Here is a 13,919-nt window from a genome sequence, read left to right on the forward strand (position 1 = left end):
GGACCGCGCTGTCCGACGACACCCAGGATAGGTGTCCATTTCCCTGCCGTTATCCACAGGTCTCTTGCCGCGAGGCTGCGCGCTGCCATACTTACGTTGCCGTAGGTTACGCGTCCGTAACGCGGCCTCTGTTCCTATCTCTCACCCCACAGGGGACCCCCATGACGACAAGCCCCGATCTGCTGGACGACGTCCCCGAGACGCCGTCGGCCGACCTCCCCTATGCCACGCTCAGCGGGGACAGCAAGCGGTCGAGCGAGCAGATCGCCCTGCTGCTCTTCATCACGGTGCCCTTCGTCGCCCTGCTCGCGGCCGTGCCGCTGGCCTGGGGCTGGGGGGTGAGCTGGCTCGATCTGGGCCTGCTCGTGGCCATGTACTACATCGGCTGCCACGGCATCACGATCGGCTTCCACCGCCATTTCACCCATGGCTCCTTCAAGGCGAAGCGCCCCCTGAAGATCGCACTCGCGGTCATGGGCTCGCTGGCCGTCGAGGGCCCGCTGGTGCGCTGGGTGGCCGACCACCGCAAGCACCACAAGTTCTCCGACGCCGAGGGCGACCCGCACTCGCCCTGGCGCTTCGGTGAGACGCTCCCCGCGCTGATGAAGGGCCTGTGGTGGGCACACATCGGCTGGATGTTCGACGAGGAGCGGACGCCGCAGCACAAGTACGCACCGGATCTGATCAAGGATCCGGCGCTGCGCCGGATCTCCCGTGACTTCATCTACTGGACGATGCTCTCCCTCGCGATCCCGCCGCTGGTCGGCGGCCTGGTCACGATGTCGTGGTGGGGCGCCTTCACGGCCTTCTTCTGGGGCTCGCTGGTCCGGGTCGCCCTGTTGCACCACGTCACCTGGTCGATCAATTCCATCTGCCACGCGGTCGGCAAGCGCCCCTTCAAGTCCCGCGACCGCTCAGGCAATGTCTGGTGGCTGGCGGTGCTGTCCTGCGGCGAGTCCTGGCACAACCTCCACCACGCCGACCCGACGAGCGCCCGCCACGGCGTGCTGCGCGGCCAGGTCGACTCCAGTGCCCGGCTGATCCGCTGGTTCGAGCTGCTGGGCTGGGCGGACGACGTGCGCTGGCCCGATGCCTCCCGTATCGACGCCCGGCGCAAGGGCGAGGCAGCCGAAGCGGCATGATTGACGACGTGGCGATCGACGGCGGCAGCAGCAGTACGGACAAGAAGCGGCCCTCCGGAAGCCGGCGGGCACGCCGGGTCCGGATGACCGGGGCGGAGCGCCGGGAGCAGCTGCTGGACATCGGCCGCACCCTGTTCGCCGAGAAGGGCTTCGAGGGCACATCGGTCGAGGAGATCGCCGCGAAGGCAGGCGTCTCCAAGCCGGTGGTGTACGAGCACTTCGGCGGCAAGGAGGGGCTGTACGCCGTCGTGGTCGACCGCGAGATGCGCCAGCTGCTCGACATGGTGACGAGCGCGCTGACCGCGGGCCATCCACGCGAGCTCCTCGAGCAGGCCGCGTTCGCGCTGCTCGACTACATCGAGACGTACACGGACGGCTTCCGCATCCTCGTCCGTGATTCGCCGGTCGCCCAGTCGACAGGCACCTTCGCCTCGCTGATCAGCGATATCGCGACCCAGGTCGAGGACATCCTCGGCCTGGAGTTCAAGACCCGCGGCTTCGACCCGAAGCTGGCTCCGCTGTACGCCCAGGCGCTGGTCGGCATGGTCGCGCTGACGGGCCAGTGGTGGGTGGACGCCCGCCGTCCCAAGAAGGCCGAGGTCGCGGCGCATCTGGTGAATCTGGCGTGGCACGGCCTGGACGGTCTTGAGCAGAAACCACGGCTGATAGGGCACCGCAAGAGCTGACCGGACTCACCGCGTATCCGCCATCTCATCGACGGCGACGGGCGGGCCGATCTGCTGGGCGCCGACGCGGGCGGCGAGCTGTACCGGTACACCGCCAACGGCCGCGGCGGATTCAACACCAGGGCCAAGATCGGCAACGGCTGGACCATCTACCCCGGCCTGTACTGATCCGCGGGTCCGTGCACCGAGCGCCCCGTCGCACCGTTTCTCCGGCCGGCGGGGCGCTCCCGTGCACTCAGACCGCCCCCGTCCCCGACGGCTCCAGGAACTCCAGCCGGTTGCCGACCGGGTCCTCGGAGTAGAAGCGTCGGTGGCCGGGGAGGTTGTCGTCCCACACCACCTTTGCGCCGCGCTCCTCCAGCCGCGCGGCGTACGCCTCGATCTCTGTGACCCGCAGGCCCGGGTGTGCCTTCTTGGACGGCCTGAAGTCGGCTTCGATGCCCAGATGGAGCTGGACGGACCCCGCCTCGAACCAGCAGCCGCCACGGGCCGCGAGGACCGGCGGCTTGGGGATCTCCGTCATGCCGAGCACATCGGTGTAGTACGCGCGCAGGGCGCCCTCCGACCCTAACGGCGCGGCGAGTTGGACATGGTCCACAGCGGCCGGCATCACGCCCCCTTTCGTGCGACGGCGAAGACGCGGCGGAACGGGAACACCGTGCCGTGCGGGCCCGGCGGGTAAGCCTTGCGCAGCAGATCGCGGTACTGGCCGAGGAATTCGTGTGCGGCGTCGGGATCGTCCGCGAGTTCGGTGAGGACCGGGCGCAGGGCCGTGCCCTTGACCCAGTCGAGCACCGGGTCCTCCCCGGTCAGGAGTTGGAGATAGGTGGTCTCCCAGGTGTCCGTCTCGCAACCGAGGTTCACCAGACGGCCGAGGTAGTCGGCGGGCTCCAGAATGTGGACATAGCGGCGCCCGTGGTCGCCGAGGCGGTCGCGCCACTGCGGGGTGTCGCAGAGCTCGCCGAGCAGGGCGTGGCTGGGAGAGGTGAAGTTGCCGGGAACCTGGAAGGCGAGAGTGCCGCCGGGAGTGAGGCCGTCGATCCACAGGGGAAAAGACTCGGGATGGTTGGGCACCCATTGCAGTGCGGCATTGGAGACGATCAGGTCGTACGGAGCGTCGGGCATCCAGTGCGCGGCGTCGGCGGGCCTGAAGTCGAGCCAGCCACCGCCGGACGTGGTGCCCGCGTGCTCCTTCTCCGCGAGGGCGAGCATCTCGGGTGAGAGGTCGAAACCGGTGATGTGGGCGTCGGGCCATCGGTCCGCGAGCAGTGCGGTGACATTTCCGGGGCCGCAGCCGATGTCCGCGATGCGGGCGGGCCGGTCGAGGTTCGGCAACTGCGGTATCCGGGCGAGCAGATCAAGGAACGGCCGGGTCCGGTGTCCGGCGTGGCGCAGATACTGATGTGGATCCCAGGTTGGTGCGGAATGCATGTTCGAGCCCCCTTTACTGGAACGGTGTGCCGAAACGGAACGAGGTTCCGGCCCGACCATGCCCAAGGTTGAGCCTGAATATATCTTGATGTCAAGAGACTTCACATCGACAGACCCTCTACACTGATCGACATGGAGGACGAGGTCGATCGACTGGTCGCAGCATGGCGCCGTGAGCGCCCCGACCTCGACGTGGAACCGCTCGAGGTGCTCAGCCGCGTCTCCAGGCTCGCCCGCCATCTCGACCGTGCCCGCAGGCTCGCCTTCTCCGAGCACAACCTGGAGCCGTGGGAGTTCGACGTGCTCACCTCGCTGCGGCGCGCGGGCGCTCCGTATCAGCTCTCACCCGGCCAGCTGCTGACCCAGACCCTGGTCACATCGGGCACGATGACCAATCGCATCGACCGGCTGGCCAAGAAGAACCTGGTGGAGAGGCTGCCGGACCCCAGTGACCGGCGCGGGGTGCTGGTGCGCCTCACCCCCGAAGGGCGGGACCGCGCCGACCAGGCGCTGGCCGGGCTGCTTGCGCAGGAGCGTGCGATCCTCGCTGAGCTGTCGCGGGCGCAGCGGGCGGAACTGGCTGCGTTGCTACGCCAGTTGACCGCCCCGTTCGACAACGTCCCCGGCTAGGTCCACGGGGCCGACACCTGCGCGGCGTGCGAGGGCGACCGCGGCGAGCGTGGAGTGGACGCCCAGCTTCCCCAAAACGTTCTGCATATGCGTCCGGACGGTGTGCGGGGACAGGAAGAGGCGCTCGGCGACGGCTTTGCGCCCCAGGCCTGCGACCATGCAGCGCAGTACCTCCCTCTCGCGCGGGGTGAGCGACTCCACGAGCCGCTCACTCTCGGTGCGGTGCTTGCGGGCGGCGGTCAACTCCCGCAGTACGCCCGTGAGCAGGGCCGGGGGCAGGTGGGTCTCGTCCCTCAACACCCCTCGTATCACCGCCAGCAGCCGCTGCAGCGAACAGTCCTTGGCGACCCAGCCGGAGGCACCGGCCTGGAGCGCGAGGGCGGCGCGGCGCGGGTCGTCCTTCTCGGCGAGCACGACCGTACGGACGGCGGGCTGGCCGGAACGGACACCGGCGACCAGGGAGATGCCGTCGACGAGGCCCTCCTCGCCGTTGTCCGGCACGGCACGGGCAACGACGGCGCGGGCGCCGGGAACCACCGGCTGGGTGCCGAGGTCGGCGTCGACGAGCATGACATCGAATCTGCGCCCGTCGGCGGCCGCGCGCTCCAGACATCGCAGCGCGGCGGGGCCGCTGCCGGCCGCGGCGACGTCGACATCGGGCTCGGCCGCGAGGGCGGCAGCGAGTGACTCGGCGAAGATTCGGTGGTCGTCCACCACCAGGACCCGGATACGAACCACAGACACCCCCAGTGTCGGAGGACGGACCGGCGCGGGTACGGCGCCCGGAGAAATGGGGTACTACAGCGGTCGCTCGGCCGCCGCCGTGCTGTGACTGATACCCCGCCCCGGGCGTCGTACCCGACTGTCTCGCCCCCTGATCAACACCGGCCCCCACCGGTGTTGAGCATCAGAGTACGGCTGGGTGGCTGGAGCGGAAGGTTATTTGCAGAACTGATTGGCCAGGCTGTTTAGGGTGTGCCTCATGTTTCGTATTGAGGCAGAAGTCGACAAAGATCGGCGCAGGCTGCTCGGCGAACGACTGGAATCGAGCAACGCGGAACGGTCACCGGCGATACGCAGGTTGCGGGGGACGCCGCACGAGGACGAAGTGCCGCTGGAGGTCTGGGCCCTGAACTCGAGGGGCGCGGTCGTCGGCGGTCTGACCGCCCTGACGTGGGCGCGCTGGCTCCATGTGGACCTGCTGTGGGTCTCGACGGAACACCGGGGCGCGGGCCTTGGCTCCCGGCTGCTGGGGGAGGCGGAACGGCTGGCGCGGGTGGAGCGGGAGTGCGAGTACGCGCGCCTGGAGACATGGGACTTCCAGGCGCCGGACTTCTACCGGAAGCAGGGGTACGAGGTGGTGGGGCGGGTGGCGGAGTATCCGCCGGGGGCCACGGAGTTCCTGCTGACGAAGCGGCTCGTGGGCTGAGCGGGGCGTGTTCCCCACCCCGCCCCTTCCCTGCCGTGACATGTGCGGCTCCGCCGCGTGGGGGCTTCACCCGGTTCAGACACCTGCCCCTCAGGACATGCGCCTCGCGCCCGGAGACGGAATCGCAGTGAAGATCCGGGGTTCCTTGTGGCCCTCCGTCGCGAAGGACTCCAGAAGCGACTTGCGGACCGTAGGGGACATCGAGGTCTCCGTCAGGACGATCGCCGAGCCGCCGAAGCCGCCGCCGGTCATACGGGCGCCCAGTGCTCCCGATGCGAGGGCCGTGTCGACCACCAGGTCCAGCTCGGGGCAGGAGATGCGGAAGTCGTCCCGCAAGGACGCGTGGCCCTCGGTGAGTACCGGGCCTATCGCGCGGACCTCGCCGGACTCCAGGAGTGCGATCACTCGCTCGACGCGGTGGTTCTCGGTCACGATGTGCCGGACCAGGGGGCGGAGCTCCGGATCGGGCAGCCGGTCCAGGGACGCGCCGAGGTCCGCGTACGCGACGTCCCGCAGCGCGGGGACGCCCAGCGCCGCCGCTGCCGATTCGCAGCCCGCGCGGCGTTTGCCGTACTCGCCCTCGCTGTGGGCGTGCTTCACCCGGGTGTCGACCACCAGGAGTTCGAGTCCCAGCGCCGCCAGGTCGAAGGGGATCTGGCGCTGCGAGAGGTCCCGCGTGTCCAGGTGCAGGGCGTGGCCCGCGGTGCAGCAGGCCGAGGCCGTCTGGTCCATGATCCCGGTGGGCGCGCCGACGTAGACGTTCTCGGCGCGCTGGCACAGCCTGGCCGTCCGCCACCGCTCCAGGCCCAGTTCGTACAGGTCGTTCAGGGCCAGCGCCGTGACGACTTCGAGTGCGGCGGAAGACGAGAGCCCGGCGCCCGTCGGCACCGTGGACTCGTAGTGGATGTCCGCGCCGCCCACCGCGTGGCCCGCGTCCCGCAGCGCCCAGACCACGCCCGCCGGATAGTCGGTCCAGCCGCCCGGGCCCCGCCCGGGCGCCAGGTCGTCGACGCGCAGCTCGACCGCGCCGCCCTCGACGTCCGCCGAGTGCAGCCGCAGCACACCGTCGTCGCGCCGCGAAACCGTCGCGACGGTGGTGTGGGGCAGCGCGAAGGGCATCACGAAACCGTCGTTGTAATCGGTGTGTTCACCGATCAGATTCACTCGTCCCGGCGCTGCCCACACACCTTCGCTCATGACGCGTTCTCCCTCCCCCGGGCAAAGTCCCAGGCGTCCGACACGATTCCCGCCAAGTCCGCGCGGCTCGGCTCCCAGCCCAGGCGTTCCTGCGCGGTGGCCGCCGAGGCGACCAGCACCGCCGGGTCGCCGCCGCGGCGCGCCGCCACGACCTCCGGGACGGGGTGCCCGGTGACCTTCCGTACGGTCTCGATGACCTCACGGACCGAGAAGCCGTTGCCGTTGCCGAGGTTGCAGATCAGATGCTCGCCCGGCTTCGCCGCGTCCAGCGCGAGCAGATGTGCCTCGGCGAGGTCCGCGACATGGATGTAGTCGCGTACACAGGTGCCGTCCGGCGTCGGGTAGTCGTCCCCGAAGACCGAGATCGACTCGCGCTTGCCGAGCGCGACCTGGAGGACCAGCGGGATGAGGTGCGACTCGGGGTCGTGGCGCTCACCGTAACTGCCGTACGCACCCGCCACGTTGAAGTACCGCAGCGACACCGCCGCGAGGCCGTGCGCCACCGACTCGCCCGTGATCATGTGGTCGACGGCCAGCTTGGACGCGCCGTAGGGGCTGGTGGGGGCCGTCGGGTCGGTCTCCGTGATGGGCGTGGAGACCGGTTCGCCGTACGTCGCCGCGGTGGAGGAGAAGACCAGCTTGCGCACGCCCGCGGACCGCATCGCGGCGAGCAGCTCCATCGTCCCGCCGACGTTGTTCGCCCAGTACTGCTCGGGCTTGATGACGGACTCGCCGACCTGCGAGAAGGCGGCGAAGTGCAGCACCGCGTCGTACGAGGAGTCCAGCCACTTGGCGGCATCGCGGATGTCGCCCTCGATGAAGTCCGCGCTCGCGGGGACGCCCTCGCGGAAGCCGGTGGAGAGGTTGTCGAGGACGGTCACCTCGTGCCCCGCTTCCAGCAGATGCTGCGCGACCACGCTGCCGACATAGCCCGCACCGCCGGTGACCAGGTACTTCCCACTCATGTACTCGCTACCTCTCGCAGTCGCTGGGCCGCGGTTTCCGGCGGCACGTCATTGATGAACACGCTCATACCGGACTCGGAACCCGCGAGGAACTTCAGCTTGCCGGAAGTCCGGCGGATGGTGAAAAGCTCGAGATGCAGCCCGAAGTCACTCCGGTCGACCTCGTTGAAGGGCGCCTGGTGCCAGGCCGCGATGTACGGCGTCGGCGGCTCGGCCTCCCCGAAGATCCGGTCGAAGCGCCTCAAGAGTTCCAGATAGATCTGTGGAAACTCTGTGCGCGCAGCCTCGTCCAGCGCCCGCAGATCCGGCACCCGCCGGCGCGGGTAGAGATGCACCTCGTACGGCCAGTGGGCCGCGTACGGCACGAAGGCGACCCAGTGCTCGCCCTCCAGCACCACGCGCGCGCCGTCGGACAGCTCCTGTTCCATCACGTCGTCGAAGAGATTGCGCCCGGTTCTGGCCCTGTGCTCGGCCGCCGAGCGAAGCATGAGCGACGTCCGCGGGGTGACAAAGGGGTACGCGTAGATCTGTCCGTGCGGGTGCCCCAGCGTCACGCCGATCTCCGCGCCCCGGTTCTCGAAGCAGAAGACCTGCTCCACCTGCGGGAGTTCGGCCAGCTCGGCGGTGCGATCGGTCCAGGCGTCGAGGACCAGTGCGGCCTGCTCCTCGCTGAGGTCGGCGAACGAGGCGTCGTGGTCGGAGGTGAAGCAGACGACCTCGCAGCGCCCCGAGTCGCCGTCCAGGGACGGGAAGCGGTTCTCGAAGACGGCGACGTCGTAGTCGGCGGCGGGTATCTCGCTGAGGCGGCCGTCCCGGGACGGGCAGAGCGGGCACTCGTCGGCAGGCGGGTGGTAGGTGCGGCCCTGGCGGTGCGACGCGATGGCGACCGAGTCGCCGAGGAGCGGGTCGCGGCGGATCTCGGAGGTGGTGGAGATGGGATCGAGCGGCCGCCGGTCGACGGCGTCGCGTACGGCGTCGTCGCGGGAGTCGTAGTAGAGCAGCTCACGACCGTCGGCGAGCCGGGTCGACGTCTTCTTCACCTGGGGCTCCCTCAGCCTCCCACACAAACAGAACCGCACATAACAAATCACAAGCCAACAGTCGCCGTCAATGGGCCCGCAGTACGCGCTTACCCCGGGACATATCCACCAGCTCGATCGCAATCAAACAAAGAACACCAAGAGAAGTGTTCAGTTTTTGAACATGACGACGTAAGTTCCGGTCTGATCAGTTCGCGCAACGAAGCGAGTTCCCATGCAATACCTGGCCGAAGGGCTCCGGCTCCCCACGAACGGGCTCGACTACACGATCCTGGCGATCTACTTCGCCGTCGTCCTGGGCATCGGTTTCGCCGCCCGCGCCAGTGTCAGAACCAGCCTGGACTTCTTTCTCTCCGGACGCTCACTGCCCGCCTGGGTCACCGGCCTCGCTTCGTCGCGGCCAACCTCGGCGCCACCGAGATCCTCGGCACGGCCGCCACCGGAGCGCAGTACGGAGTCGCCGTCGTCCACTGGTACTGGATGCGCCATCCCGGCCATGATCTTCCTCGGCCTGGTGATGATGCCGTTCCACTACGGCTCCAAGGTCCGAAGCGTCCCCGAGTTCCTGCTCCAGCGCTTCGACAAATCCGCACACCTGCTCAGCTCGGTGCTCTTCGCCTTCGCCGCGATCCTGATCGCGGGCGTCAACCTCTACGCCCTCTCGATCGTCGTCGAGGCGCTGCTCGGCTGGCCGCAGGTGGTCTCGATCGTCATCGCCGGTCTCTTCGTCCTCGCGAGGACGGGCCTAGGCATGCTCGCCCTCGGCCTCTTCTTCCTGATCTGGCTGAAGCTCCGCCCGACGGCGGCCCCGTCCGAGGACGCCTGAGTCACTGCTCCACTCCCCCTCCGCCGTCTCCGGGCGGCGACGAGACGATCGCCGCCCGGTCCAGGAGCCCCGTGCGCGCGGCCAGCGCCGCCGCCTCGAGGCGGGAGCCGACCCCCAGCTTCATGAGCACCCGCTGCACATGGGTACGGGCCGTGCTCGGCGCGATCCCCATTCCTGCCGCGATCAGCCGGGTGTCCTCGCCCTCGGCGACCCTCACCAGTACCTCGACCTCGCGCGGGGTGAGCAGCTGGAGCAGCCGCTGTCCCTCGTCGTCCGGCTGGGCGGCCGGGTTGAGGAGCTCGGCGAACGCACCCTGGAGCAGCTGCGGGGCCACCACCGCCTCGCCCGCCCGTGCCTTGACCATGGCGCGTTCGACACCCTCGATGCGCTCGTCGTGGCGCACATAGCCGGAGGCGCCGGCCGCGAAGGCAGCCGCGATCCCGCGAGGGTTGGGCACCGGGCCGAGCACCACCACGGCCACCTGCGGGCGCTCCCGCTTGATGGTGACGATCGGATCGAAGGCGCCCGGTTCCGCCGGGGTCGCCGTGCCCATCAGACACACGTCGGGCGCCCTGTTGATCACCAATTCTGCCGCACCGGCCGCGGGAGCCGCCGCCGCGAGCACCCGGTGCCCGCGCAGTTTCAAGGCCGAGGCGAGTGCCTCGGCGAGCAGTCGGTGATCGTCGACCACCACGAGCCGCACGCCCATCGAGCAACCCTCCCCGCCGGAGCTGGCCCCCCGGCCCTCCTGACCCGGCAAGCTACACGCTTGTTCGAGATCGCGCGCCCCTAACTCGGCAGAAGCCCCCCAGAGTGCCGAATTCTTCGCCAAACAGGGCTACTTATGACCGTGGCCCGGCACATCGGTGATCCAATGTGCCGGGCCATGGGCCGGGTCGCGCCGCGCGACGGGTGTCAGTCGGCCGTGCTGAAGGCGACAGCCAGGTACTTCTTCCCGAAGGACGACGAGGACGACGACGGCTTGCTCATCAGAACCCCGCCCACGTACAGCCGGCCGTTGGCATAGCGGTACTCGGCGTAGTCCGTGGAGAAGCTGGTCTCCGCCTCCCGTACCGCCTTGTCGGCCGGATTGTCCATCAGGACCGTCTGCTTGAAGGTGGCGCCGTCGATGCTGACGATCTGGCCACCCTTGTCGTAGGGGGGCCACTTGTACGCGATGATGTTGCCGCCGTCCATCCGGATCGGGAACATCGTGAACCGGTCACCGGCGTCTGCACGGTCACTGGTGGGCTTACCGCTGGCGAGGTCGTACGAGACGATCTCGTTGGTGTCGCCGTACTCCCCGCTGCCCTCGTGGTCGGCGGTCGGCAGATACAGCTTGCCGTTGCCGACGGCGACCTTCTGGCAGGCCTCGACCTCGGTGGAACCGCACCTGGCCTGGAACTTGTCGCCCGTCGCCGAGATCTTGGCGCGCAGTGCGCCCTTGTCGTCGACCGAGAAGAAGTCCGAGATGCCGCCCGAGCCGGTGTCACCGACGTCGGCAGCGACGACCAGCGGCTTGGTGGAGACGATGCTCGCGTAGCCGACGCCGGGCGGCAGCTTGTACGAGAAGACCGGGGTGCCGTTGTCCGGGTTCAGGCCCTGGATGATGACCTGCGGGTTGTCGTACGAACCGCACTTGCGGGCGGCGACGAGCGCCGGGCCGCCGCCGTACCCCATGTCGTAGCAGCCCTCGGCGTTGGCAGTGGGCTTCCAGCGGACGGCGCCGCTGTTGAGGTCGAACGCGGCACCGCCGTCGGTGCCGCCCGCGGCGACCGTGGTGCCGCTCTGGGTGACCTCGGTGAACTTGGTCTTGCCGTCACCGCTGGAGGTGCCGGTGACGGACTTGCTCCACAGCAGCTTGCCGGTGTTGAGGTCGACGACGCCGACCTCGGTGCACTGCTCGTAGTTCTTCGGCGGCGTCCGCTTCTTGGCCTCGAAGACGATCGCGGCCTTGTTGTCCTGGGAGAGATGGCGGGAGGCCGCGCAGATCTGGCCGGGGAGCGGGAGGGTCCACAGGGCGCTGCCCTTGGCCGCGTCGTAGCCGACGAGGGAGTTGACGCCCGGCTTGACGTAGGCCTTGTCGGTGACCCAGGAGCCCTTGACGTTGGTGAGGTCGGTCCGCGCGGGCTCCGGCAGCTGGAAGGCCACCTTGGAGTGCACGTTGGCGGGTGCCTTCTCCTTGCCGGGGCCGTCGGCGGCCTTTCCGCCACCGCCGGTGCCGCCGCCGGAACCCTGGGTTCCGCCGCTGGCGCTGTTCTTGGCCTCGTCCTTCTTGCCGTCGCCACCGTCGTCCTTGGAGGCGAACCAGATGCCGCCCGCGACGATCAGCACGACGGCGACGGACGCCGCGATGATGATCTGCATCTGCGTGCTCAGCTTCTTGCCGCCGCCGCTACCGCCGGGCTGGGGCGGCATGTACTGCGGCTGCATCGGCTGCGTCGGGTACCCGTAGCCGGGCTGGCCCTGCGGCTGTCCCTGCGGAGTCTGCGGATATCCGTAGCCCGGCGCCTGCCCGGGCGCCTGCGGGTAGCCGTAACCGGGCTGTCCCGGCGGCGGCTGGGCGGGCGGCGGAGTCTGCGGATAGCCGTACGAAGGATCCTGCGGGGGCGGCGTCGGGGCTCCGAAGCCTCCGGGCGGCGGATCCTGGGGTGCGCCGAAGCCGCCCTGCGGGGGCTGGCCCGGTGGCGGACCCGGTGGCTGGTTCGGCGGCGGCGGGGGCGGCTGCGTCATGGCGTACTACCTCGGAAGGATGCTGGGGGACGTGGGTCGGAAGGGCTCAGGACGCGGTCACTTGCCGAAGGCCATCATGGTCTTCGTCTCCTTCTCCTCCGCGTCGTTGCTGGCGCTGACGCGGCCGCTGGCGATGAAGAACCGGCCGTCCGCGTACACCATCTTCGACGAGTAGAAGGAGCTCTCGATCTCGGCGGTCGATGCCGGGTGCTGGAGCAGCACCTTCGGCGCGCCACCCGTCGGCGCGATCGTGGCGACCGCGCCACCCGCGTCGTACGACGCGTCCATGTAGACGAGGACGCTCCCGTTCTCCATGCGCAGCGGAGTCATCTTGTGCTTGCCGCCCGCGGGCGAACGCCACTTCTGCTTACCGGTGTCGAGGCTGAACGCGACGACCTCGTTGGCGGTGCCATAGGCGGTCTCGGTCGACATGTAGAAGGTGGAGGCATCGGCGGCCACGCCGGTGCAGCCTTCGAGGTTGTGGCCGAAGACCACAAACGCACCGCCGCAGCGCGGCGCGAACTTGTCCTTGCCGCCCTCGATCTGCGAGCGCGGCTTGCCGTTGTCGGTCAGCGCGACGATCGACCACTTCTTCGGCTCACGCTGGGTCAGCGAAACGACCACCGGGCTGACCGAGTAGACCTTGTCGATCTCCCAGCCGACCGGAGCGTTGTACGTCCACTTGGCCTTGCCGGTGGCCGGGTCGACCTCCGACAGCTGCTGCTTGGGCTTGTTGTAGTCGGACGTGGGGCACTCCGAAGCGGCGAGCAGCTTGGCGCCACCCGCGAAGGCCTGCGGCTTGCAGCCCTCCGACGGGCCCTTGAAGAGCTGCTTGCCGTCGGTCATCGAGAAGCCGTAGGAGGCGCCGGAACCACCCGCGGCAAGCGTGTTGCCGCTGATCGACAGGGTGAAGTCGGAGAGGGCGAAGAAGCCGGTGCTCTTCGGAATCGGCTTCTTCCAGCCCGCCTTGCCGGTCTTCAGGTCGATCATCTGCAGTTCGAGGCACTTGGCCTTCTCGGTCAGGCCGTCCTTGACGCCCACGACGATCTTGCCGTCGGTGGAGGTCTGCACGGGTGCGGAGCACACCTCGGCGCTGAGCGGGACGCTCCACTTCTTCGTGCCGTCGGTCGCCGAGTAGCCGACGACCTCCTTGTACATGGCCTTGACGACGGTGTCGCCCTCGACCCAGGGGCCGAAGACCTCGGCGCCGTTGCGCGGCAGGTCGACGTCGTTCTTCGAGAGGAAGAGAACCTTCGCCTCGCCCGGCTTGCGCCCGGCGTTGAGGTCGTCGCTGCCCTTGCGGCCGTCGCCGCTGCCGTCGCCCTCGTCGACGGACTCCGAGCCGGTCGGCTTGGGGGCGTCGCTCTTGCTGACGTTCTTCTCGTCCTTCTTGTCGTCACCGCCGCTGAGGGCGAGGTAGGTTCCGCCGCCGATGACCAGCAGTCCGGCCACGGCCGCGCCGATGATAACGCCGGGCTTGCCCTTGAAGAAGCTGCCGCCACCGCTGCCACCGGGCGGAGTGGGCGCGCCCGGGTACTGCGGCTGCGTCGGGTAACCGTAGGGGCCGGGCTGCTGGTTGTACGGCCCGGGCTGCTGGTTGTACGGACCCGGCTGGCCGGGGGCCTGCTGCGGGTAGCCGTAACCGGGCTGGGCGGGCTGCTGCTGCTGCTGCTGCGGGTAGCCGTAGCCGGGCGCACCGGGCGGAGCGGCGGGCGGCGGCCCCTGGGGGGCGGGCGGCATCTGCGGCGGCTGCGCGGGCGGCTGAGGAGCGCCGAAGCCTCCCTGCGGAGGCTGGTTCGGGGGCTGCGGCGGCTGGTTCGGCGGCTGTGTCATGGGTTCT

13 protein-coding genes and 1 pseudogene are annotated in these 13,919 nt (G+C 69.3%); 5 read left to right on the forward strand and 9 right to left on the reverse strand.

The window, feature by feature from the left end:
- Positions 1-161 precede the first annotated feature (161 nt).
- Together ABZS64_RS02805 and ABZS64_RS02810 are read left to right on the forward strand one after the other, a co-directional pair.
- Complete coding sequence (locus ABZS64_RS02805; RefSeq protein ID WP_355822372.1) at positions 162-1,142, forward strand: fatty acid desaturase; 981 nt, start codon at positions 162-164, stop codon at positions 1,140-1,142.
- Complete coding sequence (locus ABZS64_RS02810) at positions 1,139-1,828, forward strand: TetR/AcrR family transcriptional regulator (protein ID WP_355822374.1); 690 nt, start codon at positions 1,139-1,141, stop codon at positions 1,826-1,828. The genes ABZS64_RS02805 and ABZS64_RS02810 overlap by 4 nt, the downstream gene beginning before the upstream one ends.
- A 235-nt stretch (positions 1,829-2,063) precedes the next feature.
- Here ABZS64_RS02810 and ABZS64_RS02815 read toward each other — a convergent pair whose 3' ends face one another.
- Both ABZS64_RS02815 and ABZS64_RS02820 read right to left on the reverse strand, forming a co-directional pair.
- Complete coding sequence (locus tag ABZS64_RS02815; RefSeq protein WP_355822376.1) at positions 2,064-2,438, reverse strand: VOC family protein; 375 nt, start codon at positions 2,436-2,438, stop codon at positions 2,064-2,066.
- Positions 2,438-3,259, reverse strand: a complete 822-nt coding sequence (locus ABZS64_RS02820; protein ID WP_355822378.1) for a trans-aconitate 2-methyltransferase — start codon at positions 3,257-3,259, stop codon at positions 2,438-2,440. Before ABZS64_RS02820 ends, ABZS64_RS02815 begins: the two co-directional genes overlap by 1 nt.
- Positions 3,260-3,391: 132 nt before the next feature.
- Here ABZS64_RS02820 and tamR point away from each other — a divergent pair, with 132 nt between their 5' ends.
- Positions 3,392-3,889, forward strand: a complete 498-nt coding sequence (tamR, locus tag ABZS64_RS02825) for a MarR family transcriptional regulator TamR (protein WP_355822380.1) — start codon at positions 3,392-3,394, stop codon at positions 3,887-3,889.
- On the opposite strand, the gene ABZS64_RS02830 is transcribed toward tamR, so the two are convergent.
- Positions 3,848-4,627, reverse strand: a complete 780-nt coding sequence (locus tag ABZS64_RS02830; RefSeq protein ID WP_355822779.1) for a response regulator transcription factor — start codon at positions 4,625-4,627, stop codon at positions 3,848-3,850. The genes tamR and ABZS64_RS02830 overlap by 42 nt on opposite strands.
- 244 nt (positions 4,628-4,871) lie before the next feature.
- Here ABZS64_RS02830 and ABZS64_RS02835 point away from each other — a divergent pair, with 244 nt between their 5' ends.
- Entirely contained in the window at positions 4,872-5,318 is a 447-nt protein-coding gene (locus tag ABZS64_RS02835) for an N-acetyltransferase (RefSeq protein WP_355822381.1), read from the forward strand.
- A 90-nt stretch (positions 5,319-5,408) separates the two neighbouring features.
- On the opposite strand, the gene galK is transcribed toward ABZS64_RS02835, so the two are convergent.
- From galK to galT, 3 genes are read right to left on the reverse strand one after another with little or no spacing between them, the layout of a single operon-like run.
- Positions 5,409-6,515: a galactokinase gene (galK, locus tag ABZS64_RS02840; RefSeq protein WP_355822383.1), complete on the reverse strand. Its 1,107-nt coding sequence runs from the start codon at positions 6,513-6,515 to the stop codon at positions 5,409-5,411.
- Positions 6,512-7,480: a UDP-glucose 4-epimerase GalE gene (galE, locus tag ABZS64_RS02845; RefSeq protein ID WP_355822385.1), complete on the reverse strand. Its 969-nt coding sequence runs from the start codon at positions 7,478-7,480 to the stop codon at positions 6,512-6,514. Before galE ends, galK begins: the two co-directional genes overlap by 4 nt.
- Complete coding sequence (gene galT, locus ABZS64_RS02850) at positions 7,477-8,520, reverse strand: galactose-1-phosphate uridylyltransferase (protein WP_355822387.1); 1,044 nt, start codon at positions 8,518-8,520, stop codon at positions 7,477-7,479. The genes galE and galT overlap by 4 nt, the downstream gene beginning before the upstream one ends.
- 214 nt (positions 8,521-8,734) lie before the next feature.
- Between galT and ABZS64_RS02855 the strand changes: the two are divergent.
- A pseudogene (locus ABZS64_RS02855) lies at positions 8,735-9,253 on the forward strand (Na+/galactose cotransporter); the annotation flags it as partial.
- A gap of 94 nt (positions 9,254-9,347) precedes the next feature.
- On the opposite strand, the gene ABZS64_RS02860 reads toward ABZS64_RS02855, so the two are convergent.
- From ABZS64_RS02860 to ABZS64_RS02870, 3 genes are all read right to left on the reverse strand, one after another.
- Positions 9,348-10,055: a response regulator transcription factor gene (locus ABZS64_RS02860; RefSeq protein ID WP_355822389.1), complete on the reverse strand. Its 708-nt coding sequence runs from the start codon at positions 10,053-10,055 to the stop codon at positions 9,348-9,350.
- A gap of 206 nt (positions 10,056-10,261) precedes the next feature.
- Entirely contained in the window at positions 10,262-12,079 is a 1,818-nt protein-coding gene (locus ABZS64_RS02865; protein ID WP_355822391.1) for a PQQ-binding-like beta-propeller repeat protein, read from the reverse strand.
- A gap of 57 nt (positions 12,080-12,136) precedes the next feature.
- The gene (locus tag ABZS64_RS02870) at positions 12,137-13,912 is read right to left on the reverse strand and encodes a PQQ-binding-like beta-propeller repeat protein (RefSeq protein ID WP_355822393.1); all 1,776 of its coding nucleotides are present in this window, start codon (positions 13,910-13,912) and stop codon (positions 12,137-12,139) included.
- Between the last annotated feature and the right edge of the window lie 7 nt (positions 13,913-13,919).

The organism is Streptomyces sp. NPDC005408 (assembly GCF_040606445.1).
Taxonomy (GTDB): Bacteria; Actinomycetota; Actinomycetes; order Streptomycetales; family Streptomycetaceae; genus Streptomyces.

What these genes read in the sequence shown, in the direction of transcription:
- ABZS64_RS02820 (WP_355822378.1), bottom strand. Translation starts at nt 3,259, where the DNA reads ATGCATTCCGCACCAACCTGGGATCCACATCAGTATCTGCGCCACGCC.
- galK (WP_355822383.1), bottom strand. Translation starts at nt 6,515, where the DNA reads ATGAGCGAAGGTGTGTGGGCAGCGCCGGGACGAGTGAATCTGATCGGT.
- galE (WP_355822385.1), bottom strand. Translation starts at nt 7,480, where the DNA reads ATGAGTGGGAAGTACCTGGTCACCGGCGGTGCGGGCTATGTCGGCAGC.
- tamR (WP_355822380.1), top strand. Translation starts at nt 3,392, where the DNA reads ATGGAGGACGAGGTCGATCGACTGGTCGCAGCATGGCGCCGTGAGCGC.
- ABZS64_RS02835 (WP_355822381.1), top strand. Translation starts at nt 4,872, where the DNA reads ATGTTTCGTATTGAGGCAGAAGTCGACAAAGATCGGCGCAGGCTGCTC.
- ABZS64_RS02805 (WP_355822372.1), top strand. Translation starts at nt 162, where the DNA reads ATGACGACAAGCCCCGATCTGCTGGACGACGTCCCCGAGACGCCGTCG.
- ABZS64_RS02815 (WP_355822376.1), bottom strand. Translation starts at nt 2,438, where the DNA reads ATGCCGGCCGCTGTGGACCATGTCCAACTCGCCGCGCCGTTAGGGTCG.
- ABZS64_RS02870 (WP_355822393.1), bottom strand. Translation starts at nt 13,912, where the DNA reads ATGACACAGCCGCCGAACCAGCCGCCGCAGCCCCCGAACCAGCCTCCG.
- ABZS64_RS02860 (WP_355822389.1), bottom strand. Translation starts at nt 10,055, where the DNA reads ATGGGCGTGCGGCTCGTGGTGGTCGACGATCACCGACTGCTCGCCGAG.
- ABZS64_RS02865 (WP_355822391.1), bottom strand. Translation starts at nt 12,079, where the DNA reads ATGACGCAGCCGCCCCCGCCGCCGCCGAACCAGCCACCGGGTCCGCCA.
- ABZS64_RS02810 (WP_355822374.1), top strand. Translation starts at nt 1,139, where the DNA reads ATGATTGACGACGTGGCGATCGACGGCGGCAGCAGCAGTACGGACAAG.